Origin of the sequence: Paenibacillus andongensis, assembly GCF_025369935.1 — a bacterium.
Classification (GTDB): domain Bacteria; phylum Bacillota; class Bacilli; order Paenibacillales; family NBRC-103111; genus Paenibacillus_E; species Paenibacillus_E andongensis.
The window spans coordinates 725,534-749,134 of sequence record NZ_CP104467.1 but is presented as its reverse complement, the minus strand read 5'-3'; the positions used below and the strand labels follow the sequence as shown (position 1 = coordinate 749,134).

Annotated in this window: 21 protein-coding genes; 3 read left to right on the top strand and 18 right to left on the bottom strand. The window is 48.2% G+C overall.

The features are described from left to right. Positions 1 to 55 precede the first annotated feature (55 nt). A complete protein-coding gene (locus NYR53_RS03435) occupies positions 56 to 1,111 on the top strand; it encodes a DctP family TRAP transporter solute-binding subunit (protein ID WP_261303936.1) in 1,056 nt (351 codons plus the stop codon). Between the two features lie 95 nt (positions 1,112 to 1,206). Here the strand turns inward: NYR53_RS03435 and NYR53_RS03430 are convergent, their stop codons facing one another. From NYR53_RS03430 to NYR53_RS03410, 5 genes are all read right to left on the bottom strand, one after another. Further along, complete coding sequence (locus NYR53_RS03430) at positions 1,207 to 1,479, bottom strand: Fur family transcriptional regulator (protein ID WP_261303935.1); 273 nt, start codon at positions 1,477 to 1,479, stop codon at positions 1,207 to 1,209. A 62-nt stretch (positions 1,480 to 1,541) separates the two neighbouring features. Continuing rightward, positions 1,542 to 3,005: a catalase gene (locus NYR53_RS03425; protein ID WP_261303934.1), complete on the bottom strand. Its 1,464-nt coding sequence runs from the start codon at positions 3,003 to 3,005 to the stop codon at positions 1,542 to 1,544. A gap of 140 nt (positions 3,006 to 3,145) precedes the next feature. Beyond that, the gene (locus NYR53_RS03420) at positions 3,146 to 4,069 is read right to left on the bottom strand and encodes a polyprenyl synthetase family protein (protein ID WP_261303933.1); all 924 of its coding nucleotides are present in this window, start codon (positions 4,067 to 4,069) and stop codon (positions 3,146 to 3,148) included. Positions 4,070 to 4,076: 7 nt separating this feature from the next. Continuing rightward, complete coding sequence (locus tag NYR53_RS03415; protein ID WP_261303932.1) at positions 4,077 to 4,715, bottom strand: response regulator transcription factor; 639 nt, start codon at positions 4,713 to 4,715, stop codon at positions 4,077 to 4,079. Continuing rightward, entirely contained in the window at positions 4,712 to 7,033 is a 2,322-nt protein-coding gene (locus NYR53_RS03410; RefSeq protein ID WP_261303931.1) for a sensor histidine kinase, read from the bottom strand. The genes NYR53_RS03415 and NYR53_RS03410 overlap by 4 nt, the downstream gene beginning before the upstream one ends. Positions 7,034 to 7,100: 67 nt before the next feature. Between NYR53_RS03410 and NYR53_RS03405 the strand changes: the two genes are divergently transcribed. Further along, a complete protein-coding gene (locus NYR53_RS03405; protein ID WP_261303930.1) occupies positions 7,101 to 7,286 on the top strand; it encodes a hypothetical protein in 186 nt (61 codons plus the stop codon). A 244-nt stretch (positions 7,287 to 7,530) separates the two neighbouring features. Then, entirely contained in the window at positions 7,531 to 7,968 is a 438-nt protein-coding gene (locus tag NYR53_RS03400) for a hypothetical protein (RefSeq protein WP_261303929.1), read from the top strand. A gap of 171 nt (positions 7,969 to 8,139) precedes the next feature. Here the strand turns inward: NYR53_RS03400 and NYR53_RS03395 are convergent, their stop codons facing one another. From NYR53_RS03395 to pucL, 13 genes are all read right to left on the bottom strand, one after another. Then, entirely contained in the window at positions 8,140 to 9,117 is a 978-nt protein-coding gene (locus tag NYR53_RS03395) for an aromatic ring-hydroxylating dioxygenase subunit alpha (RefSeq protein ID WP_261303928.1), read from the bottom strand. 21 nt (positions 9,118 to 9,138) lie between these two features. After that, on the bottom strand, positions 9,139 to 10,287 hold the full coding sequence (locus NYR53_RS03390) for a BMP family ABC transporter substrate-binding protein (RefSeq protein ID WP_261303927.1): 1,149 nt from the start codon (positions 10,285 to 10,287) through the stop codon (positions 9,139 to 9,141). 7 nt (positions 10,288 to 10,294) lie between these two features. Then, complete coding sequence (locus NYR53_RS03385; protein WP_261303926.1) at positions 10,295 to 10,780, bottom strand: (2Fe-2S)-binding protein; 486 nt, start codon at positions 10,778 to 10,780, stop codon at positions 10,295 to 10,297. Then, positions 10,773 to 13,157, bottom strand: coding sequence for a xanthine dehydrogenase subunit D (pucD, locus tag NYR53_RS03380; protein ID WP_261303925.1), 2,385 nt, complete (start codon positions 13,155 to 13,157; stop codon positions 10,773 to 10,775). Before pucD ends, NYR53_RS03385 begins: the two co-directional genes overlap by 8 nt. Next, a complete protein-coding gene (locus NYR53_RS03375) occupies positions 13,141 to 14,061 on the bottom strand; it encodes an FAD binding domain-containing protein (protein ID WP_261303924.1) in 921 nt (306 codons plus the stop codon). Before NYR53_RS03375 ends, pucD begins: the two co-directional genes overlap by 17 nt. Positions 14,062 to 14,320: 259 nt before the next feature. Next, positions 14,321 to 14,956, bottom strand: coding sequence for a nucleotidyltransferase family protein (locus tag NYR53_RS03370; protein ID WP_261303923.1), 636 nt, complete (start codon positions 14,954 to 14,956; stop codon positions 14,321 to 14,323). Positions 14,957 to 14,961: 5 nt separating this feature from the next. Continuing rightward, positions 14,962 to 15,951, bottom strand: coding sequence for an XdhC family protein (locus tag NYR53_RS03365; protein ID WP_261303922.1), 990 nt, complete (start codon positions 15,949 to 15,951; stop codon positions 14,962 to 14,964). 34 nt (positions 15,952 to 15,985) lie between these two features. Then, positions 15,986 to 17,581 carry a gamma-glutamyltransferase gene (gene ggt / locus NYR53_RS03360; protein ID WP_261303921.1) on the bottom strand — a complete coding sequence of 532 codons (1,596 nt, stop codon included), beginning with the start codon at positions 17,579 to 17,581 and terminating at the stop codon, positions 15,986 to 15,988. Next, positions 17,575 to 18,819 carry a pyridoxal-phosphate-dependent aminotransferase family protein gene (locus NYR53_RS03355; protein WP_261303920.1) on the bottom strand — a complete coding sequence of 415 codons (1,245 nt, stop codon included), beginning with the start codon at positions 18,817 to 18,819 and terminating at the stop codon, positions 17,575 to 17,577. The genes ggt and NYR53_RS03355 overlap by 7 nt, the downstream gene beginning before the upstream one ends. Next, entirely contained in the window at positions 18,806 to 20,086 is a 1,281-nt protein-coding gene (locus NYR53_RS03350) for a M20 family metallo-hydrolase (protein ID WP_261306268.1), read from the bottom strand. The genes NYR53_RS03355 and NYR53_RS03350 overlap by 14 nt, the downstream gene beginning before the upstream one ends. A 1-nt stretch (position 20,087) precedes the next feature. Next, complete coding sequence (locus tag NYR53_RS03345) at positions 20,088 to 21,482, bottom strand: allantoinase (RefSeq protein ID WP_261303919.1); 1,395 nt, start codon at positions 21,480 to 21,482, stop codon at positions 20,088 to 20,090. A gap of 48 nt (positions 21,483 to 21,530) precedes the next feature. Next, positions 21,531 to 21,887: a hydroxyisourate hydrolase gene (uraH, locus tag NYR53_RS03340; protein ID WP_261303918.1), complete on the bottom strand. Its 357-nt coding sequence runs from the start codon at positions 21,885 to 21,887 to the stop codon at positions 21,531 to 21,533. Next, positions 21,884 to 23,353, bottom strand: a complete 1,470-nt coding sequence (gene pucL, locus NYR53_RS03335) for a factor-independent urate hydroxylase (protein ID WP_261303917.1) — start codon at positions 23,351 to 23,353, stop codon at positions 21,884 to 21,886. The genes uraH and pucL overlap by 4 nt, the downstream gene beginning before the upstream one ends. Positions 23,354 to 23,601: the final 248 nt, after the last annotated feature.

The following is a 23,601-nucleotide window of genomic DNA, read 5'->3' as shown; positions in this document are numbered from 1 at the left end:
ATCATCCTACATTATGTTACACTGAATTTATTATACAGAACAAATGGGGGTCGCTATGAGAACGTTTGTCGGTATCACTATGTTTCTTTTAATCGGCCTCCTGACAGCGTTGGGATTCGGTTTCTCCTGGCAATTTAATAATGGCCCGCTTGTCAATGATGATGAGCAGATCGGACTCGGCCAACAAAAGGTCATCCGATTCAGCTTTAGTGTAGCGGAAAATACACCCAAAGGTTTAGCCGCTCAAGAGTTCGCCCGATTGGTTAAAGAAAAAACAAATGACACCATCAAAGTAGAGTTGTTTCCGAACAGTACTTTATACAATGAAACGGAAGAAGTTGCGGCTTTGCAGGGAGGCAGCATTCAAATGATTGCGCCAAGCTTCTCCAATATATCCGAGGTCGTACCTGAGTGGATGGCGATGGATCTCCCATTTGCTTTCCAAAATGAAGAAGCTGTAGGGAAGGCGTTCCAAGGCAAGATTGGAGAAATCCTAATGGGAAAGCTTGAGGAAAATGGCATTATCGGACTAAGTTTTTGGGCAGGTGGATTTCAGCAGATGACCTCGGGCCGCGGCATGCTCGTCCATCCGGAAGATTTTCGAGATTTAACATTTCGAATTCTTCCAAGCAAGGTTATTGAATCCCAATTTCGTCATCTGAATGCGAAGCCTGTCCCTATTCCTTTTAACCAAGTATACCGCAGCATGGAATCCGGTCTGGTAGACGGTGGAGAGAATACGATTTCGAACATTTACTCTAAAAAGCTGTATCAGGTCCAAAAATATTTGACCATCAGCAATCATGCTTATCTTGGTTATGGCGTGTTAGTGAATAAAGTATTTTGGGAGAAGTTATCCCCCGAGCATCAGAAAGCAATCCATGAGGCCATGCAGGAAACGACGATTTGGGCAAATCAAAATGCCATAGCGATCAACCTCAAACAATGGAATGAGCTGCAGAAGATTGGACAGATGAACATTCACATCCTAACCAAGGAGGAACGTGATGAATGGCAGCATGCGCTTGAGCCTGTATATGAAGAAGCTCGATCCTATATTGGCAAAGAGCTTATGGATGCTGTGAACGAACTTAGACGCGAAAGCTCTTAACAGCAACTAGGGTTATACTAAAAAAGGCGCTGCAGCGTGAGAAGAGGCAATCTTATCTCTTCTCCTGCTGCAGCGCCTTACCTATTTCCAACCATTTACGAGCAAATTGCCGCTTCATATCGTAAAGAGGCACCCGCTACAGGCAACTCATTAACTAAACCAAGCTGTTTAAACACATGCAAGCTGCTGTTAACCGTCATCGCATTCATATGGGGATATTTAACGATCAATGCTTCACAAATATCTTTGACCGTTGTGTAACTGCCCTGGGCATATAGAAACGTAAGTATGGCACACCGCTGCGGTGTTAAAGGTATGTTTTTGGCGCGCATTCGCTGCAGCGCTTGATTCAGATCATGCTTTACCATGATGGGAACCTCCTCTTCGATTTATTGGCATTTATTTATTTTATTTTATTTTATGATGGCCTTTAGCGATTCAAGTGTTGTAAGTAACCCGAAATATCCACGTTCAGGCCTGCTGCCAAGCTTTCTCCCAGTCTGCTATCCGCTCTGTAGAAGTTGCAAATCGCCAATAATTTCGATTTCTCGTGAACAGACGAGAGGTCGCCTACCAGATTCGAAATGAAATTTGCTTGCTCTTGCTCGCTGAAGCTGCGGAATGTGTCTCCGGCTTGTGCGAAATCATTGGTTTTCGCGATTTTTTGTCGACCGGCGGAGCCGTTCAGTGGAGCGCTGCTGTCGCGGAATTCCGGTGCTTCTTTCGGTGCATCGGCATGACGAGTCGGCTCATAATTCACACTGCCAGGCTGCGGCTTCATTTGCATAGCGCCATCACGCTGGTTGTTGCTGACAGTTGCATAAGGGCAGTTCACCGGAATTTGCAGGTAGTTGGCACCGAGACGGTGTCTTTGTGTATCCGGGTAGGAGAAAAGCCGGCCTTGCAGCAGCTTATCTTCCGATGGCTCGATCCCTGATACCAACACACTTGGCGCAAAAGCTGCTTGCTCCACATCAGCAAAAAAGTTTTGCGCGTTGCGGTTTAACGTCATCGTCCCTACTTTTTGCAAGGGAATAAGGTCTTCTGGCCACACTTTGGTTGGGTCCAACGGATCAAAATCGTAAGCATCCAAATCCTCAGGCTGCAGCAGCTGCACATGCAGATCCCATTTCGGGAATTCGCCGCGATCGATGTGGTCGTACAAATCTCTTGTCGCATGGCTGAAATCCTCACCCTGAATGGCTGATGCTTCGGCTTTGCTCAAATTACGAACGCCTTGATGCGGTTTCCAGTGATATTTCACATACACATAATTCCCTACGGAATTGATCCATTTAAACGCATGAACACCGAAACCATTCATTTCACGGTAATTCGCTGGTGTGCCGTAGTCCGAGAATACCCAAGTCAGCATATGCGTCGATTCCGGTGTCAGGGACATGAAATCCCAATAGCGGTCAGGTGTCTGCACATTCGTGTCAGGCGCAGGTTTCAAGGAGTGAACCATGTCAGGGAATTTCATCGCATCGCGGATAAAGAAAACAGGCAGATTATTGCCGACAAGATCGTAATTGCCTTCTTCCGTATAAAATTTAACTGCGAAACCACGCGGATCGCGTGCTGTTTCAGGTGATCCTTGCCCGTGAATAACGGTGGAAAAGCGTACGAATACCGCCGTTTCTTTGCCCACTTCAGCTAGAAAGCCCGCTTTCGTATAACGTTTCATCGAATTTTCAACCGTGAAGGTTCCAAAAGCTCCCGCTCCGCGCGCATGAACCACACGTTCCGGAATACGTTCCCGATCGAAATGAGCAATCTTCTCTAATAAGTGGTAATCCTCTAGTAGTGTCGGTCCATTCTGGCCTGCTGTCCGTGAGTTCTGGTTATCGCCTACAGGCGCACCCTGGTTCGTTGTTAAGTGGTTATGGGACATCTGCATTCTCCTTCATAGGTTAGAGTGTGATAAATAAATGAGTGCGTAACTTTATTTAGAATTATTATTATATAATATCCATTTTATTTTAATTGAGAAGAGTTGTCAATGACCCTTCTTCCAACTCGAGTGTTCGCCCCCTAGTCCGTATCCAGAAAATCTCTGTACGTAATTTCCTTAAATCTTTCTTTCCATGGAGATACGGCTTGCAAATTCTCATAGATCTCCTCGGCCTTTTGAATGCAAACAGATTGAACAATTCGGGCATATTCCATACATCCGGAATCTTGAATCATTTGCAAAAAATTCTCTTTCTCCTCCAACAGAAAGTCGGCGGTAATTTCACCCTCATAATACGCTTTCAATGGGCTGAATGCCGCATCATCAATGGATAGTAAATACAACACAGGAAGCGTTCGTTTCTTACCGATCACATCGTTTTTCACATCAAGCCGAGTAAGATCTCTCATATCATTTTGAATTTGATGAATAAGTCCAATACAGTCAGCTAATTGATGAATCTGTTCAATGGTTTCCTCCGTGCATTCCAATGAGGAATAGCCCATGAAACAGGCAAGCCGGAATAAGGAACCGGATTTCTCTTGCGTCATCATCAGATAGTCATCTACGGTTGATATCGCATTCGTTACATCTTTTTGTTGGCCATTAATCGATCTCGAAATGATTTTACTTACCTCAACCAGCATCTTATCTTTAACCTGCAAGTGCCCCAATTCTCCTACAAATCCCATGAACAGTGCCATAACAGCATTCAAGGTAACAGCTTGTGGACATTGCATCCACGGCTTACCAACCTGATCTTGATCCTGCAAATCATCCATAATGTCCAAAGTTAGAATAAGCAGCTCTGTCACCGCAGCAAATCGATGAATGTCAGGCGAGTCTCCTCCTAGCATCTTGTGCGTGCAAAACGTGACCTTAGACCATGTACAATTTTCCTTTTCTTGGTCATCTACAAAAGATTTGAGCAGAGTATTTAAATCTTCGACATAAATATAGTCATCAATAACACGATGCATATGCTGCTGGATGTCCTGCATCATTTCCTCCTTATGCCTGGGTGTAATATTTGCTTTTAATAAACTTCTCGAGTGCTTCTGTTCTTGATTTTGCCCCCCACTTATCGTAAATCTTGCGTAAATAATTATCGACAGTTCGCTTGCTCATAAAGATACGTTCCGCAATTTGTTCATGAGTCGCTCCCTTGACCAACATATTCATCATGAGTACTTCTTCTTCTAGTAACACACAGTCATCCTTGGTAGATTCCCCACTTAATTGCATCTGGTGAAAGAAGGATAACGGCAGCATCGTATGACCATCCAACATACAATTCACCATATTTTTAATCGTTCGTTCGCTCGACTCCTTCGATAGAACGCCACTTACTTTGATCTCGATTAATTTATTTAAAATGCCCGTCACATCGATTCCCGTAAAAATAACAATATGCATATTCGGATACCTATTCTTTAACTGGGCCGCAACTTCTGTACCGGGTAGATCAGGGAGTTGATAATCTAGAAATACGAGAGCAGGCTGATGCAGCTCCACTTGTTCCAAGCATTGTTTGGCATTAGCGACAACACCGACAACTTCAATACCATCAATCTCTTCTAATAACGTTTTGGTCGCACGCGCAAATAATGGATGATCATCGACAACAAGTGTCTTGACGACTTCAATCATGCTGAAATTACCTCCTTGGTGGGAATCGTGATGATAATTTTCGTTCCATTACCGTTTCGTGCGTTAAGCTCAAAACGTCCACCCACGTGCAAAACTCTGCTCCTCATTTGTTCAAGCCCCATGCCTGATGCGCCAATTTCCAGGTGAACTTCGTCTCTGTCATGAAATCCTACCCCGTCATCTTCATAAATTAAACAAAAAGAATTGTCTTTCTCCGCGATCTGGAAAGTAACTTTGGAAGCCTGAGAATGCTTTTTGGCATTATTGAGTAGCTCTTGGACGATTCGGAATATATGCCGTTTCGTAAGCAAATCTTTGGTTTCGATGACAGCAGCATGTCCTGCTTGAAATTCAAGCTCAAATGGCGTTGAATATGACTCCTTCTCCAAGTACATCTTGAGCGTTTGAATCAGACCTACCTCTTTTAGCAAATGGGGATTTAGCTCAAAGCAGCTTTGGCGCAGACTAGCATTAATCATTTCCACAAAATTATTCATATTTTTCAACTGCACCTGATCTTCGCGATGCATCGTTGGCTTATCTGCCAGGGAGGATATTCTTCTTTTGAGAAAGAACAGATCTTGCATTGTCGTATCATGAAGATCGTTAGCAATTCGAATTCTTTCTTCTTCCTGAAGCTCAAACATCACCTTACGAAACCATAAAATATCATTCGCACCCGTTTCATGAGGAAGCTCGGAAGCTAATTGCTGCAGCCTGGCTGTTAACTTGCGGATCAAATGGACATTTTCCAAGCTAACTTCCAAATAGGTTGTAATCAGCTGCAGCCATTGCCTCTCTTCCTTCGCAAGCATCGTATTCGTCTTTTTGCGTGTCATAATCAAATAACTCTTATACTCTTCATGGCTATTCATCTCCATGCATGTAAAAAGTGGATGATCGAGCAAGGATGACGAATTGACAAGCTTCTGAACTTCTGAAGTATCTATTTCCCCTTCATAAATGATCTCGGTATCGTTTTTATACTGGAACACAATGGCTCCACCCATCACCTGAAGTGTGCCAACAATATCCACGAGTATGATCTCTTTCAACTCACGGAAACTGGAAATGGTCCCAAGGTTTCTGGAAATTTTCTTCAAAGCAGATTGCAGAATGAATTTTCTTGGGAACAAAAACGGTTCAAGCCGCGTCGTCAAATATTCGGCTGCATACAACACTGCGGAAACTAGAATCATCGACCCGACGAAAATGAATAGAATTTGCTTTCCGTCTGCTGTTTGGTGAAATAAGAAAGCATATGTCCCTGTAAATAGGCTGACCGGAACGATTGCCAGAAGGCCAGCGAACGCAAATCGCCTGACAACAAGTCCGATATCATACAACTGATTTGAAGCAATCAAGTACGCAAAAGAGATAGGGAAAATTAATATAGACCAACTTGTATACATAGGGTCATAGATCCAATTCCCCAAAATTAATTGTGGTAGAAAAGAGAGACAAATGATGGGTAAAAATGAAATTAACAATGAATAAAACACACTTTTTATAATGCTTGATACATACGAATGCTCTTTCCGAACTTTCATATAAAGAGATGATAGAACAGTTATATTAAGAATAATGATAAAAACGAAAAAGCCTATCGTAAAAGTTCCATCATAACGATACAGGGTTTTCGCTGCCGGTATAAAATATAAACCTCTTAAACCAAATACTATGATTACGATTGCATACAAGTATTTTAAAATCCGCATTCGCAAGTTCATTTCGCCCTTTTCCTTGAAAAAGACGACCAAGAAGTGCAAAAATACGATTGGAAGTATCATCATAAAACTACCGATTAACACCTTTCCAATTGCATCTCCACGTATCGAAGCTCCAAGGCTCATATAAATAATGGCCATACTCAGAAAAACAGCCGCGAGAAGCCTAGCTGACGGAGAAGAGCGCATTTTAGTAAAAAGTAATATTGCCATGAATAGACATACAAATTCTTCTACTAGCGGAATCATATCAAAATTAGTCGTATTATTGAGACTTATCAAAATTTCTTTCTCATATCCATCTCTTGAAATTAACAAGGTATGAACTTGCTCAATTACTCCCCATCTCTGAACATATGGAAATTCATCAGGAAGCTTGCCATCCATTTGTTTAACGATGTCCCCTACCTTGATGTCAAGTTTACTACTGGCATCACCCTTAATATCCAAATCCTTAATGACCCATTGTTGCTGTGGATTATTTTCAAGAAAAATCCCGATGTAGGGGTATTGGAAGGTAATGGATGAACACCAAATTTGTAAACCAATGAAAAGTGATACAAATAACCCTATTAATAGTTTACTTTTCATGCTTGAATTGCCTCCATTATGCTATAATACTTTTGTATTCTTATCATTTGTGAAGGAAGTGATCTAGGTGCCAATTATCCAACTAAACCCGCAATTGCAGAATTCCGTTTACAAGCTGAAGCACGACGAAGGCCATAAAATTGCAAACCCTTTCTTATCTAAGGAAGAATCCTCCGCACTGACTAGCATCTTTAATTACACGAAAGAAGCTAAGCAGAAAAAACCGAAGGAACCCGTTTACTATTGGATTTAATCTCTAGTAGTATTTTACCAAATTAAAAAAGGATTGCATAATTAGCCACCCGCTAATCATGCAATCCTTTTTTCGTCTTCACGCAATTGTTTTTGCATGTTTTGCACAAGTATGAAAAATAGGTAGAAATCAGTGAAATGATTTATGTGATGCCCTTAACACAAGTTAACTTTATGATAATAAGTATATATATGGAAAAATACACTTGGTTCTTTATTTGGATGAGAAGAAAGGAGTTCAAGGTATGAAAGATAAAATAATGAGTCGATGGAGTACCTATGACCCCTTCTATATCGAACTCGCTGATAAAAAGATCGTCGATATTGTCATCACCCATCATGCCCATAGTCGATGGATCACTCGTGTGGAAGGTGAACAAACAAAGCTCGAGGATATATGTACGTATTTGTGGGATAAACTTAAAAGTGGCAGCATAGCGTCCTACTACCGCAAGGAAGAAGAAGTATACGTTATCGATGATGATTTACTAATGGTTGTACAATTTAATTTGGCAGAGAATGAAACCGATCTGCTAGGCAAGCCCTTACATAGAATGATTGTCATCACCTTCCTCGGATTTATGTCCAAAACCATGGAATTGCGTGACTTACGCGCCTACTATTCTTGGCTGCGCCATTCTAGGAGAATGACGCTAATGAAGAATAGCAGGAAAAAAAGATAACAGAAAGTTAAACGTTGATAATTTGTCTTCCTATCATTTTGAATCCGAAAAAATGGCTGACGAACTTATTGAATAAAAGTTCTAACTCCATTGAAATAAAAAATGCTGCGGCGCATGAGAGAAGAACCACTCCGGTTATTCCCCCATGCGCCGCAGCTTTCTGTTTAACCCCTAAGCCGTCCCGAAAGTGACGCCCAGTTCCCGAAGCCGTTTGCGGTACGCGATACTCAATCGATCTGTATTCAGGTGCAGCTCCGCTTGAAGATCGAGCGGGAGCAGCTCCGGCTTCTGGTTTTCGACCATCTCACGATCCTGCTCAATGAGCAGATCTTGGAACTGAACGAACACCTCGTCAGGTTCCTCATAAGCATAGTTCCTCTGCTTCAACATGAACGCTTTGCTCGTCTGCTCCGTTTCCGGCAGCACCATCAAAAACAACCGGAAGATATGATCCGTATCGCGATCTCTTTTGGTAAAAGCGACACAGAGCGGACCGAACACTTCGTAGACGTATCGGCTATGTACGCCGCGCCCCGTTCCATCCGGATCGGGTTGAAAGATGACGATTTCCTCTGAAGTAAGGACACCGTCCTCCTCATAAACCTGATAATCCCCAATTTCGGCAAATTCACTATCACCTAGCAGACCCTCATGCACAAACATCAAGTGGGATACGTCGAGGAAGTTCTCTATGATACGAGGTCCTGCAGCTTGCAGCGTGTATGGTCCCATGATGACTTCTTTGAAGCCTTCGGGAATATACTTGCTTACGTTCGGCTGCAGACTAGCCGGTTTACCTAGACAAACCCAGATCAATCCGTGTGCCTCTACACATCCGTAGACGAACGCTTTCGCCTTGGAGGGAATCGCCCGATCTGCCGGCAGAGACGGAATTCGCGTACAAGTACCGCAGCCGTTATAGGACCAACCGTGGTAAGCACAGACAAGCTCATCCCCCTTCACTTTGCCCAGCGATAGTGGTACTCCCCGATGAATACATAAGTCCTTGAAGGCGTGGACGCCTTGCGAAGTGCGGAATACAGCCACTTTTTCACCTAACACGATGACAGGTATAGGCTTATTTAACAGTTCTGACGACAACAACACCGGATGCCACTCGTCAATCAAAGCAATATCTTGTATCGTCATCGCCCTTACGTCCTCTCATACTTATTTAGGAATGACACCTTTAATGCCCTTAACAAACCAGGTTGTGCCCAAAATCTCTTCGTCAGTCATCTTTTTACCCTGTTCAAAACGCGTCTTGCCATCTTGATCCACGATAGGTCCTTGGAATACGTCGAAGGTACCATTCAAGATATCCTGCTTCTTCTTCTCGACAAGAGCTTTAACATCGGCTGGCACATTTTTACCAAGTGGAGCTATATCTGTAATGCCTTCTTTCATGCTGCCGAAATATGCGCTGGATTTCCAAGTCCCATCCATGACACTTTTAACCGTCTGCACATAGTAAGGTCCCCAGTTCCATTTCGGGTTCGAAATGTACGTCTCCGGCGCAAATCGGCCCATATCCGAATCGTTTCCGATCCCCCACACTTTGCGTTCCGCTGCCGCTTGAATACTTGCAGGTGAATCTTGATAAGCAGCCAAAACGTCCACGCCTTTGTCCAGCAAAGAAATCGCAGCTTGCTTCTCTGTCGCCGGATCGAACCACGTATTGCTCCAAACCACTGATACATCAATGTCCGGGTTAACACTTTGAGCTCCAAGAGTAAAAGCATTAATGGTATAAATAACTTCCGGAATCGGGAATGCACCGACATAACCCAAGTGATTGTTCTTGGTCATTTTACCGGCCGCCATACCTACGAGGTAAGCACTTTGGTATTCGCGCCCCATGTATGTCCCGAGGTTAGGCAGTGTTTTATAGCCAGTTGCGTGTAGGAATGTGACCTTCGGGTGCTTTTGAGCTACATTGTACATTGGGTCCATATAACCGAAGGAAGTTCCGAAAATGATATCGTTCTTCTGTGCTAATTCTTCAAAAACTCGCTCCGCATCAGGACCTTCAGGAATATTTTCAACCGTTGTCGCTTTGATGCCAAGCTCTTTTTCCAACATTAAACGGCCTTGATCATGCTCGTAGGTCCAGCCTCCATCACCGGGAACTCCGATATAGACAAAGGCAACTCTAGGCAGCTTTTTCTCAACTGATGACGGTGTTGTACTGCCAGCTGGGGTTGAAGCAGGGGACGCATTAGGTGCGGTCGTGGTGCTAGTCGTAGTTGATTGTCCAGAGCAAGCGGTTAAGATCATAAGTAAGATAGCTGTTAAGGAAAACATCCATTTTTTTGTCATAATGGTTCTACCCCTCTCTTTTTATCGACAAACCACATCTTTCTACCGCTCTGAAAATGCCTTCATAGCCCGTGCATCGGCATATATTGCCGCAGAGTGCCTCTTCGGCCTCCGCCCTAGTCGGGGTAGGATTCTCTTCCCATAAAGCCGTAAGCGTAACGACCATACCAGCGGTACAATAACCGCACTGCAGCCCTCCTTCCTCTAACATAGCTTGCTGAACGGGATGCAGCTCTTCCCCTGCCGATATCCCCTCAATGGTTGTCACTTCCTTACCCGCCGCTTGATAAGCCATAAGCAAACAAGAATTAACGGGTTTACCATCAAGCAGTACCATGCAGGCGCCGCAGCGTCCTATTTCACAAGAAACTTTGGTTCCTGTTAAAAGCAAGTCATCACGCAGGATATCCGACATCCGTTTGGAAGCTGGGACAGGTACCGTGACTCCCTTACCATTAATCGAACATTCAAGCACATAGTTTGTATTAATCAATGGCCTCCACCCCTTCTAACCAGTCGATGGACTGCACGATGTTTTCCGGTGAAATCGGGAGTCGATTTACCCAAATCCCCGTTGCTTGACGGACCGCTGCGGTAATGGCCGGGGCCAAACCGACGGAACCAATTTCGCCAACCCCGCGCGGGCCAAAAGTATCACCCTCGGGCAAATCTTCGATCGCTTCTACCCGAATGGTATGGGGGCTATCCTTGAAGGTTGGGACCAAGTATGTGTCCAAATTATGCCTTAGGTAGTTACTCCCCTGCATGACAGCATCCTCAGTCAACGTAAATCCCAGAGCCATCACACTGCCCCCCTCGATCTGTCCGAGGAACCCCATCGGATTAATAACAGGGCCGGCTGCTATGACGTGATCGGTTTGCAGCACCTTCACTCGCCCCGTCAGCATGTTCACTTCCACTTCCACGATGACGGATGCGTAGGAGTATAAATAATGAGCGCCGATCAGCCCTTCCGGCGTCGTCGGGTAGTCGAACTCCGTATGCGCGATGATCGGCTTGGCTGCTGCCTCAGCAGCCTCCGCCAACTGCGCATACGTCACAACCGGCATGCCCGATTCATCGCCCTTGCGATGAATCCCGCCTGCGCCGGTTGCCAGCTCTTCGGCTGCGAGGCCGGCGAGCGCAGACGCCTGCTGAAGCAGCGCCTGCACGAACGGCGGCTTCAGCCGCTGCAGGGCGCGCCACATCATCGTGGTGGCGCGTGAGGCCGTGCTGGATCCGCTGCTCGGCACGCGATCCGTATCGCCGATGACGATGCGGATGTCTTCGGCGGTGCAGCCGAAAAAGTCCTGCAGCATCAACGTGAGCGCTGCATAAAGCCCTTGCCCGAACTCCTCGAAGCCGAAGGAGGCCTGGATCTTGCCCTCCGGCGTGAGCTCGATGCGGCCGCCGGAGTGATCCGGGATGCCTAGGCCGAGCCCGGCGCCGTGCATCACCATCGCTGCGCCGACGCCTCGGCGGATCCACAGGGCTTGAACTTCGCTCTTGTCATCCCGCTCTATACCCCGCAGCTTCTCCACTTGATCTTGCTGCTTCTCGCCATCGGCTTGCTGTACCGCTCCCTCGCCTTCCCGCGCCAACTTCGCGCGTTTCGCCCAGAGCGGCGACTCCTTCACCTTGCTCCACACTTGTTCCGCGCCATCGGTTTGCACAATCTGCTGCCCCATCGGCCCCGGGTCACCCGGAGCACGCAAGTTCAGCTTGCGCAGCTCCCAAGCGTCCATACCGAGCTTCTCGGCTAACCGCTCGATCTGGCTCTCAACGGCAAAAATCACCTGATTGCCGCCAAAGCCCCGAAACTCACCGGATACGCCGTTATTCGTATATACACTCGTCCCCTGAACATCTACATTCGGAATGTTATAAGGTCCTATCGCATGTTCCGTAGCAAAATTCAAGACCTCACAACCCAAAGTTGCATAGGCTCCTGTATCAGCAAGGATGCTCACTTGATGCGCGACGAGACGGCCCTCTTGATCCACGCCAGTCTTCATCTTAATCCGCATCGGATGCCGTTTGATACCAGATATGATGGATTCACGACGCGAATTGTGCATCTTGATCGGGGATCCCGTCTTTAATGCCATCAAGGCACCGAAGGGCTGCACATTGAGCTCATCCTTCCCGCCGAATGATCCGCCGATGGGACTGGATACAACGCGAATTTGCTCCTCAGCCATCCCTAGAATCCTGGACAGCTGCATCCGATCCTTATAGCCATGCTGCGTAGGCGAATATACCGTTAATCGGCCGTCATCTTCTGGGATAAATAAGCCGCCCTCGGTTTCCATGTAGGTGTGCATTTGACGAGGCGTAAAGTACGTCTCCTGGGCAATATGCGCACACCCCTCGAATGCCGTTTCTGCGTCCCCATGCTTCAAGCTAGTTCGGTGCAGTAAATTGCCATCGGGATGCAGCCTAATAACGCCAGCGTCTAGCGCCGTTTCTGGATCATCTACAACAGGTAATGGTTCATAAACAACCTCGATCAGACTAAGCGCATATTCAGCGATCTCTTCCGTATCCGCAGCTACTGCCGCCAAAGCGTCCCCCATGTAACGAACGCGATCATGACAGAACACAGGCTGATGAGGGAAAGCAATGCCGAATAAATTCAACCCAGGCACATCCTCTGCCGTTACCACGACGCGCACACCCGGAGTCATGATCGCCTTGCTTGTATCGATGGAAAGAATCCATGCATGGGGGTAACGACTGCGAAGCACCTTCCCATGCAGCATACCCGGTGCGGTTAAATCCGTGAGATATCGGAGCTTTCCGGTTACCTTCTCTTCACCGTCAGGCCGGATAATCCACTTTTTTACATACGTATCACGACCTAGGAGCATCCGCTCCGCCCCCCTTTTGCCACGCTTTATAGCATTCAGATACGATGAGATTGGCCGCAGTCTGCTTGCGATAAGTCACACCGGCATAATCATCAGCCACCGCATCAAATTCCGCGAACACACCCTTATGCAGATACTTCAGAAGCTCCTTGGATAAAGGCTGACCAATAGCTGCGGCCTCCAGATATTTAAACCTTGCCGGAACAGCACTTCCTCCACCTGCAGCTAACGCAAATCTTGTGAGTGTTCCATCTGTACCTAGCTCTAGCCTTCCAGCTACCGTTACAACCGATGGGGTGAACGCTTCTCTGCGTCCCACCTTTAGATAAAACTCGTAGCTACTTCCCTCTTCCGCTTTCATCAGAGCTGCCGTTGGCACCACGATCCCAGTCATTACCTCGTTCTGGCTCGAAATCGGACTCTCCAGCCACTCCATCAGCGCCAGTGAACGTTCATTCTGCCCATCCGAGCAAATGATTTGGGCATCCATGACAAGCAATACAGGAATGAGGTCACCCGTTCGTGACATCACGTTGCCTCCGATAGAGGCTAAATTCCGAACAGAGGGCGCTGCGATCTCCGAGCAGGCTTGCACAAGGAGCCCGCATCGTTGCCTAACCAGTTCATTTTTCATCAAATCAGCTAAACAAAGGGCTGGCCCTATATGAATTCGCCCTTGAGAATCGACCGTTAATCCCGAGAGAGATGAAATACTTCCAAGGCTAATCAGATGCTGTGGGATCGGTGCATGACCGTTTTCCCAGCGAGTACGCAGCCAGGTTCCCCCAGCAATGAGTACCGAATCATCTCCCCATTTATGCTTCAAACGCATAGCTTCCTCTACACTCGTAGGCTGCCATACTGAAGGCTGCTGCTCTGGCAGCTGATACAAAGGAACTGACATGAACACCCCTCCTTTATCATGACAACTATCCCATCTTCATTCCTCAAACTAGCCTTCGAATCACCAAATCCAGAATAACCAGCATCAACTTTTACACTCCAACCGTTTTTCAAAAAGCCATCCGCATATAAATTAGATATACTATAAACAATTTTCAAAAACTGCGTCAACTTATTTGACATCACTTTGTGTTTTTGTATAAAAAAATAGCGCATTATTAGTAATAATGCACTCATCTCTTCTTTTATGTTATTTAAGTTCACATACATTGGTGCATAAATATATTTTTCGCCTGTTCATAGCGATCCATAGTGTCAACATCCATAAATTTCAACTGGTTTTCCTCTTCCACAATTTGACCACGGTACGCAGGCAATTGAAACAAGGACCGCGCCCCAGCATCCCCTTCCAAAGCAACAGCCGCTGGCCACATCCCTCGCCCCAAAATAACAGGAGGCTTCGGCATCCCCTTATCCCCGCTGGCGATATAATCGTAGCCCGCTTCCTCACGAAAGGCAGTCGTAAGCCGAAGCAGCATGGGACCATCTATGAACAGCTGATCCGCCAGCAAGACTAAGATACCATCAGCGCCCATCTCTTCTGCTGCCTGGATCCCCGTGCGCAGCGAGTGCGCCATTCCGCTTCCAGCGTCCGCACATATCTCAACACGACATCTGCCTAATAACCTATGCATATGAGCTTCTTTTGGCAACCAATCCAAGGAGTCACCTTCACGCACGACAACAACCACACTATGCAGCTCGGCATGAAGAGCTTGCAGAAGGGCAATCCCGCCAAGCCGCACGCCTTCGGCGATTTCTAATGACTGCTTCGCTGTCCCCATCCGTCTGCTGCTGCCTGCCGCCAAGTATACGCCAACAACTTTCCTCTTCACAGCGCTCACCATAGACGGCAGCTTTGGATATCTCGCCCCATGGTAACAGAGGAGCCCCACTCTCCAGTCGAGCGAACGCCACGCTTTATACGTATTAGCTCAGCTGCTATGCTGATAGCATTTTCAACCGGGCCTTCCGAGCCAATGTTAAGACCAACGGGATAATGCAGCCAATCCGGCCGCTCTAATCCTTCAAGCATCTTCTCCGTTCGATCCCTCGAACCCATGATACCGAGGTAGCGCAGGCTTGATTCCATAGCTCCTCGTACGAATGCTGAATCCTTCTCAAACTGGTGACTCATGACGATGACATAATCCTGCGCATTCAGCTTTAGTTGTTCCACCAATTGCTCTGGGAAAGCCACGACAGTCTCAGCCCCGGGAAAACGCTCCACATTGCAGATAGCCTCCCGCCAGTCCGCTACCACCACGCGAAACCCAACACTTGCCGCCATTTGGGCAAGCGGCATCGCATCGGGATTCGCCCCAAACACAATGACCCTCGGCTTCGGCGTAAATAATGAGGCGTACACCGCTTGTCGGTCTGAAGGCGCTCCCTCATCAGGATCGCATAACGTATACGTTATATTCGAATACCCATCCGAGAATGTGCGCAGCAGCTGTACGACCTCCCCGCGATCCAAGCTAGCTTTCACCACCAGCAAGTTAACAAGCAGTTCCCCGGTAACAGGCTCCAACAGGATACGAATCAATCCGCCGCACCCAATCGTTTCACCCCAGCCGAAATCATCTGCCGGTCTCATGTCGTACTCCACCATTTGCGGTTTTTGCGACTCCCATACAGCAGGTACGTATGCAGATAGATCCGCTTCCAAACAGCCGGGAGAGATACTGCCTAGCGAGCTTCCATCCGCCATCAGCAGCATAACTGCTCCTTGCTTGCGATAAGCATGGCCTTCCACATGAATAACTGTCGCTAATACACGCGCCTGCGCATTGCTCTCCACCGCTTGCAAAATGTCATAAGCCTCCATCACTCATCGCACCTCGCCTTATGGATTTATCGTTCTACCAGCCGATCGCTAAACCATCACCGCGAGGATCCGCAGCACCGCTCATGAAACCTTTCTCATCAATCACAATGCCCTGCGCTTGCCCCATAATCCCATCCCAAGGATTCACGGGTTCAACGCGATGTCCCCATCTTTTCAAACGTGCATATACCTCGCCATCGAGACGGTGCTCGAGCTTCAGCGCATCGCCATCTTCCCCCCACGTACGGCCGTATACCCAACGCGGAAGAGATATAGCTTCTTGAATGGACAAACCATAATCCAGCACGCCTGTCAGTATGGAAAGCTGTGTTTGCGGCTGACCCTCTCCCCCCTGTGTACCGAATAGCATGTAAGGTTTCCCGGCTTTGCTCACCATGGCAGGCATTAACGTATGAAATGACCTTTTGTTAGGCTCTAGAACGTTCGCGCACGCAGGGTCAAGTGAGAAAAAAGAGCCCCGATTTTGCATAATAATGCCCGTATCGCCTGGTACATAAGCGCTACCAAAGTCGAAATACAAGCTTTGTATAAATGAAACCGAATTCCCTTCATCATCAACGACAGCCGCATAGGCCGTATCCTGCCCGATCGCTGGTGACAAGTGTTCGCTCACCTTGAGAGGTTCTGCCTGAATCTCATGCCAGAGCTCCGCCGCATAGGCTTTTGAAAGCAGACGCTCCAGCGGAATTTCCCGAAAACGGGGATCCGTCAAGTAAAGATCACGGTCTTTGAACGCCTTTTTAATCACTTCTGACATGATATGATAAAAGTTCGCGGAGGCTCGCGGAACGCTGCTTACCTCTATATTTTCCAGCATATTCATCATCATGAGCGCTGTGAATCCCTGTGAATTCGGCGGCATTTGATAAATGTCATACCCACGGTAGGTTGTCGAAAGCAGTTCCACCCATTCTCCCGAATAAGTACGGAAATCATCTTCCAGCAGTAAACCGCCGTCCCGCTGAATGCTATCAACCACGGTTTGCATCAAGGAGCCTTTATAAAAGGCATCTCTACCTTCACGTTGAACTATACGTAACGTTTGGGCCATATCTTTCTGGACCAGACGATCCCCTTCCTTCAAAAGCTCGCCATTCGCCATATATAAGGCACTCAACTGCTCAGAAGCCCGAATGAAAGCCTCATCCTTGCGCATCCAAAAAAGCAAATTGCGCGAGATAGGAAAACCGTTTTCCGCATAAGCAATGGCTGGATCCAGCAGCTTCTCCCACGGCAGCTTTCCGTACTTCTCCCATACTTGCCACCAGGCATCAACCATCCCCGGAACGGTTATTGCACTTAGAATTCCTCTTTGCGGAATCGTATGCAGCCCTTTAGCTTTGTAAAAATCAGGCGTCGCCTGCGCAGCTGACTTCCCGCTTCCATTAAAGCCCGTAAAGCTGCCCGTCGAGGCATCGTGCATGAGGAAAAAGGCATCCCCGCCAAGCCCCGTCATATGCGGGTAGACGACCCCTAGCGTCGCACTGATCGCAATCGCGCTATCGAATGCATTGCCTCCCTGCTGCAAAATGGCACTCCCCACACTGCTAGCTAAATAATGAGGCGTAGCAATCATGGCACGCTCGGCTCGCGGCATGATGTTTAACATGGCAGCTCCTCCTCTTTACGAGCATATAACGTTAACGCTGCTTGCAATGCCTTGCCGACCGTAATATCGGCGCCGTGCCATAGAAGAACTGCCTCCAGTGCACCGAGCACGTGGAGCACGTTTTTTTGATTACAGCTAAAGCCCATCGTACCGATTCGCCAAATTTGACCCTTCAGAGGTCCGAAAGAACTGGCGATTTCAATCCCGAAGCTGTTTAACAGCATCGAACGCACAGATTCTCCAGCGATTCCGTCTGGAATACAGATGCAAGTCACAACGGTTAGCTTACAGTCAGGATTCCCGTATAGCGCTAAGCCCATTGCCCGGAGGCCAGCAACTAACGCAGCCTCATGACGCCGATGACGATAAAATCGTTCCTCTAAGCCCTCTTGCAGGACAAGACGCAGACCCTCACGCAAAGCGTACAGCATCGAAGTTGCCTCTGTATGATGATTGAGTCTTTTCGGACTCCAGTAGTCCTGGAGCTGGCCGAGGTCGAAATAGTTGCTCGCAACTGGCTTCCCAGCCGACACCGCCGAGCCTTTTTCACGCAGTCCCCGTTCAATGGTTTTGCGCCGCAGCACCTTGGCTTCAACTCGCTCGTTATACGTAATCGGCGACATCCCGGATGGGACGGATAAACACTTTTGCGTTCCACCGATCACAGCATCCAGCTGCCACTCGTCCGTCTTAACCAGGACTCCGCCAATCGTAGCGACGGCATCAACAACAAGCAGGGCATCCACTTCACGGCAGGCTGCTCCGATGCCATCAAACGGTTGGATACAACCCGTGGATGTTTCGCCGTGGACGATCGCAACAATGCTCGGTTTTTCCCGGTGTATGGCAGCGATAATTTCCTCTGGGTCGAACACCGTGCCCCATTCTCTCTCCAGCAGGACAACCTCCGCACCGCAGCGCTCCGAGATTTCGACTAGCAGATTGCCAAAGCGGCCATAGATCGGAACAAGCACCTTGTCCCCCGGTTCAATCACACTCACTAGAACAGCCTCAATACCTGAACGCGAGGTACCATCTATCGGAAAAGCCCATTGATTTTTTGTTTGAAATACATCGCGAAGCATTTCCATTGTTTCATTCATCAGTTCAGTGAATTCAGGATCGAACTGTCCAAGAATCGGATAAGACATCGCCCGCAGTACCCGAGGGTCGACCTCAACGGGTCCTGGGGTCATGATCGTTCGCAGCGAGGGCGACAAGTCTCTATAAGATTTCATCTACTTTCCCCCCATAACCATATTGATATAACACATGCACTAGTGCTTGGAAGCCTGCGACCAGATCGGCCGGTTCCGTAAACTCATTAGGACTGTGGCTAATGCCTGCCCGACTTGGAACGAAGATCATCGCTGTCGGACACATCGGCCCGAACAGCTGAGCATCATGCCCTGCCCCGCTAGGCAGCCGCATGCTCTCGAATCCGTGGGCACCACAGGCAGCTTCCATTTCTGCCGAAATCCCTTCATGCATCGCCACAGGCGAAGCGTGCAAATTTTCTATCGTATCTATTTGAAGATCTCTTCGTTTCGCAATTACTTCGAACTCAGCCAGCAATCTCGTACGAAAAGCATCCATCTCCCACTCGTCAGTATGCCGAATATCCAGCGTAAATTCAACTTCCCCCGGTACCACATTCGATGTTCCCCGCTTCACTTCCAAACGCCCAACGGTAGCTACAAGCGGTTCCCCCTTCTCCAGTGCCATCCGCTCTGTCAGAGATACCATTTCCGCAGCTCCTGCAAGTGCATCTCTTCGCATCCTCATTGGGGTCGTCCCGGCATGATTCGAGGTGCCCGTTACCACTACGGTCAACCTTATTTGACCAACGATCGCTGTAACAACGCCAATTTGTTTCTCGTTACACTCAAGGACAGAACCTTGCTCGATATGAATTTCGATATACGCTCCGATATCTTCGCGCTTCGCAGGGTGTTCACCTACACTTGTCGTGTCGAAGCCAGCTTGCTGCATCGCCTCAAGCAGCGTCACACCTTCAAGATCAGCAATCTCCGAAGCCCCAGTCATCGACCTCACACCGGTCACATGTCCAGAGCCCCAGTAAGCTAGCGGGAAGCGACTTCCCTCTTCTTCACAAAATGAAACCACTTCAAGCGTTCGTTTCGGCGTCCCATAAGCCGCCTTCAAATAACCAAGTGCCATCATGGAGGCAACTACGCCGTATGCCCCATCGTATTTACCGCCGTTTTTCACCGTGTCTACATGAGAACCTGTAAGAACCGACTTCATCACAAGGTTATTTCCTTGCAGTTTTCCAAAAACATTACCAACGGCATCGAAGCCTGTTTCAAGCCCCAGCTCTTGCATTTTCCGGGTAAGAGCCTGCTGCGCCTGCAGCCATGGCTGCGTATACAACAAACGGGAGACTCCCCCCGCTGGGTCAGCCCCATAGGAGGAAAGCCACTCCAGTACATCGAGCATCTGGTCAGCGTATTTTGACAGCAAATCCAGCGAGTTCGGTGTCATTTTAGCCACCTTCCTCACCTCCAATCACGGCTGCGTGGCGCAACCAAATCCCGTCTGCTTTCTCCACTAGCCCTTCACCAAGCTCATACACCTTAGTGCCTCGTAAGAATGTCGCCTTTACCCGGCATCCGAACGCTCTCCCTACATAGGGACTATGTTTATGGCGGTAAAATAGATCACTCTCCTGAAGTGAGTAGCTCAGCTTCATATCCACAAGAGCTAGATCAGCATCCGCACCTATAGCAATTTCACCTTTGCGGGGATGCAGCCCAAACCGCTTAGCCGGCTCGAAAGAGAGCATCCGCGACAACAAATGCAGCGGCATCCCTCTATGTAGGTAGCCTTCGTCCAACATAAGCTCCAGTGAGCTTTGCGCACCGGATATCCCGCCCCACGCCTCGAAGAAATCCCCTTGCTTCATATGCGTAGGGCAAGGAGAGTGGTCCGAGGCGAGGATATCCAACTGCTCAGCTGCCAGCGCCGCCCATAGCTGAGCTTGATCTTCCGTTTTGCGCAGCGGAGGCGCACATTTACCTACCGGACCTAGCCGCTCCAAATCAGCGCTAGTCAGCACTAAATAATGCGGACACGTTTCCACCGTGACGTCCAGCCCTTTGGCCTTCGCCTCCGTGATGGCCTGCACAGCTTCCGCGCTGCTTATATGCACGAAGTGCAGCTTGCAGCCCGTCTCCTCGGCGTAGACCAGTGCGCGTTTCACCGCTTCCAGCTCCGCTGCGATCGGTCTCGTCGCGACGAAGTCGAGCGCCCCGCGCTTGCCTTCCGCAAGTGCCTGCGCAGCCAGCTTGGATACGATCTCCTCGCTTTCTGCATGAAGCGCTAACACCAGCCCCAAGCGGGCAATTTCTTTCATTCCTTCGTAGAGGGTCAGATCGTCCACCTCAGCGAATATATCTTCCCCCTCTCCGCCAGGACAAGACATGAACGCCTTAAATCCAATGACGCCAGCTTCCGCGAGCTCTTGAAGATTGCCCACATTGCCGGGAACAAGTCCGCCCCACAGCGCATAATCGACCAAGGAATGTCCTTCAGCCGCTTCCAGCTTCCGCTCAAGCGCACTTAGCCGAACCGTAGGCGGCACGCCATTCAACGGCATGTCGATATACGTCGTGCATCCGCCAGCCGCTAGAGCAGCTGATCCGGTAGCAAACCCTTCCCAGTGACCGAGGGCCGGTTCATTGAAATGAACATGCGCATCAACCATCCCCGGCATAATGTGCAAATGCTCCGCATCATAGACAGGTGTATCCTCCGAGTACACGAGGTTTTCGCCAAGCGCAGCAATTTTGCCACCTTGAATCCCAATGTCAAACTGGCGTACTTCCTCTCTCAGGACTACGGTGCCCTTCCGAATTACGAGGTCAAATTGGTTAGTCATACGAAACCCTCCCTCGGAGTCTTTTATGCTGCAGCCATCCTGCCTGCGTTAACTTCCTCGATATGTGTTATAACCCCATGGCGCGATGAGCAGCGGCACGTGATAATGAACATCTTTGGCCGAAATGCCAAACCTCACCGGTACTTGATCCAGAAACGCAGGCTCTGCAAGATTAATAGAGATTCCTCTGAAATAATCGCCTATATGAAAGACCAGCTCATAAATTCCCGGTATTAAATCATCCCCGCTAAGCATCGGCTCTTGAAGGCGGCCATCCGCATTCGTCACTTCCGAGCGAAGCAGATTTGAGTGCCCATCTTGGAGACGAAACAAATCAATCCTCACCCCACTAGCCGGTCGTCCACTGCTAATATCCAGTACGTGCGATGTTAAACCAGCGCTCATAGGCCCTCCAGGTCACTCTTTGTCATGGAAAAACCTTGGAAACCATACGGCGGTCTAGGCTCTGTAAACACCTTACCTTCACCAACGGAAGCTTGCTCCAGAATCGTTTCCCACGTGCGATTGTTAGATTCAAAGCGAATTTCTTTTAATTGAGGAAAACGAGTGAGCGCGCGCTGTCCGATTCGATAAATAAGATTTTGGATCGACGGTGAATGCTGCTCATGGAATACCGTATGCGCAATATCCCGAATTTGCTCAGCAGCCACATAACGTCCGAGATCTGAATCTAGGGCATCCGCCACCTCTTCATAACTCCAAGCAATGTCTAAGAAAATAAATAAAGGACGGTCGAACGATTCCGGAAGCGTCGTATACTCATCTCGAACGAACCCCGCGAAGGAACTTCCTTTTACTTTAATCAGCTTCAAGTCAGCGACGCCGCCGGCATGTTCCTCTATAGCTATACCCTCATCCGTGCGCACAACTTCAACCAGCGCGGTCGGGTGTTCATTTTGCGAATAACGGTATACGAGCTCACTGCCTTCAAATCCTTTTGCGCTAGGAACCGGCAGCACTTCAAAAGATACTTGATCTGCTGTCATTTTCACACCTGTCATCTGTGGGTACGTCTCTAGAAAATGGCGGCCGGCGAACTCCAGGAACCCTTCAGCTGTAGCGCCTTCATATTCTCCAGCTTTTCTCAGGATGAAATTTTTCATCGAGTCCGTGGCAACAACCATCGAATTGTCCCCCTCCGTGAAGGAGGTAAAGAACTTCTCTCCGCTAACCGCCACCTTGATATTCATTCCAAACAGCACATTATCTCGTCCAGTAAAGCCAGACTCCGGTATTAACGTCAGATTCGTCAGCGGCTTTGCATAAGAACGATACACCCATACATCACCTTTGCCGTAATACATGATTCTCTCCGATCCGTTCGCTTGCTTCATCGCTTTCGCCTCCGCTTCATTGACTAACAGTGCCTCTAGGCGGAACCGCCCAATTTTGCAAACCTCCTGCAAAGCTTTCCCGAACTCATCTTCCTTATCTCTGTGTATCCGAGTGCGAATCGCTTCTCGAATGATCTCTTTGGTCTGGCCCTTGACCGCCATAATAAAAGGGAACTCAAAGGCAGCCGTATACTGCTTGTTATAAGCTAGGAACAGTTTATATTCTTCAGCTGTTAACTGGTTCAGACCGGCACCGGACTGCTCCTGTACCGAATGATCTGTCATCCGCACTCGCGTACCTAAGTCTGGATGCGCTCTAAGCAGCGCCAACTGCTCCACCCGATCAGCAAGCCAAACCTCGCGTTCGAATGCACTGTTCAATTCCAGCTCCGTTGCAAAAGGCCGCGAGCTCCAAGCGCGCTCTGCCACCCAAGGTGAGTGCTCAAATAGAGGGCCGAACCTATCGATGAAATCTTCCTGATTCAACTCATTTACTTGCTGCAGCGTCAACTTCACTACCCGTCACCTCTATTTCTATGAAATTCCAACCATTCTTGATCAAGATTTGTTTCATTGTAAATCCGCTGTGTATCATGGTCAATTTATATGAAAGAAGTTTGTAAACTTTCATAACATCGGCAACTTTTTTTGTATGATTGCACCTTCGCGTATCATTATGCAAAAATACACCTCAGCTCTTTGGTTCATAGGGCAGCTTAACGCTTCCATTTGACCATTTTCAGCTGAGGTGTATGTTTGTTATC

What these genes read in the sequence shown, in the direction of transcription:
- NYR53_RS03350 (WP_261306268.1), bottom strand. Translation starts at nt 20,086, where the DNA reads ATGACACCGAACTCGCTGGATTTGCTGTCAAAATACGCTGACCAGATG.
- NYR53_RS03430 (WP_261303935.1), bottom strand. Translation starts at nt 1,479, where the DNA reads ATGGTAAAGCATGATCTGAATCAAGCGCTGCAGCGAATGCGCGCCAAA.
- NYR53_RS03355 (WP_261303920.1), bottom strand. Translation starts at nt 18,819, where the DNA reads ATGAAATCTTATAGAGACTTGTCGCCCTCGCTGCGAACGATCATGACC.
- NYR53_RS03345 (WP_261303919.1), bottom strand. Translation starts at nt 21,482, where the DNA reads ATGACTAACCAATTTGACCTCGTAATTCGGAAGGGCACCGTAGTCCTG.
- NYR53_RS03375 (WP_261303924.1), bottom strand. Translation starts at nt 14,061, where the DNA reads ATGTCAGTTCCTTTGTATCAGCTGCCAGAGCAGCAGCCTTCAGTATGG.
- ggt (WP_261303921.1), bottom strand. Translation starts at nt 17,581, where the DNA reads ATGTTAAACATCATGCCGCGAGCCGAGCGTGCCATGATTGCTACGCCT.
- NYR53_RS03415 (WP_261303932.1), bottom strand. Translation starts at nt 4,715, where the DNA reads ATGATTGAAGTCGTCAAGACACTTGTTGTCGATGATCATCCATTATTT.
- NYR53_RS03400 (WP_261303929.1), top strand. Translation starts at nt 7,531, where the DNA reads ATGAAAGATAAAATAATGAGTCGATGGAGTACCTATGACCCCTTCTAT.
- NYR53_RS03425 (WP_261303934.1), bottom strand. Translation starts at nt 3,005, where the DNA reads ATGTCCCATAACCACTTAACAACGAACCAGGGTGCGCCTGTAGGCGAT.
- pucD (WP_261303925.1), bottom strand. Translation starts at nt 13,157, where the DNA reads ATGCTCCTAGGTCGTGATACGTATGTAAAAAAGTGGATTATCCGGCCT.
- NYR53_RS03435 (WP_261303936.1), top strand. Translation starts at nt 56, where the DNA reads ATGAGAACGTTTGTCGGTATCACTATGTTTCTTTTAATCGGCCTCCTG.
- NYR53_RS03365 (WP_261303922.1), bottom strand. Translation starts at nt 15,951, where the DNA reads ATGGAGGCTTATGACATTTTGCAAGCGGTGGAGAGCAATGCGCAGGCG.
- NYR53_RS03420 (WP_261303933.1), bottom strand. Translation starts at nt 4,069, where the DNA reads ATGATGCAGGACATCCAGCAGCATATGCATCGTGTTATTGATGACTAT.
- NYR53_RS03410 (WP_261303931.1), bottom strand. Translation starts at nt 7,033, where the DNA reads ATGAAAAGTAAACTATTAATAGGGTTATTTGTATCACTTTTCATTGGT.
- uraH (WP_261303918.1), bottom strand. Translation starts at nt 21,887, where the DNA reads ATGAGCGCTGGTTTAACATCGCACGTACTGGATATTAGCAGTGGACGA.
- NYR53_RS03395 (WP_261303928.1), bottom strand. Translation starts at nt 9,117, where the DNA reads ATGACGATACAAGATATTGCTTTGATTGACGAGTGGCATCCGGTGTTG.
- NYR53_RS03390 (WP_261303927.1), bottom strand. Translation starts at nt 10,287, where the DNA reads ATGACAAAAAAATGGATGTTTTCCTTAACAGCTATCTTACTTATGATC.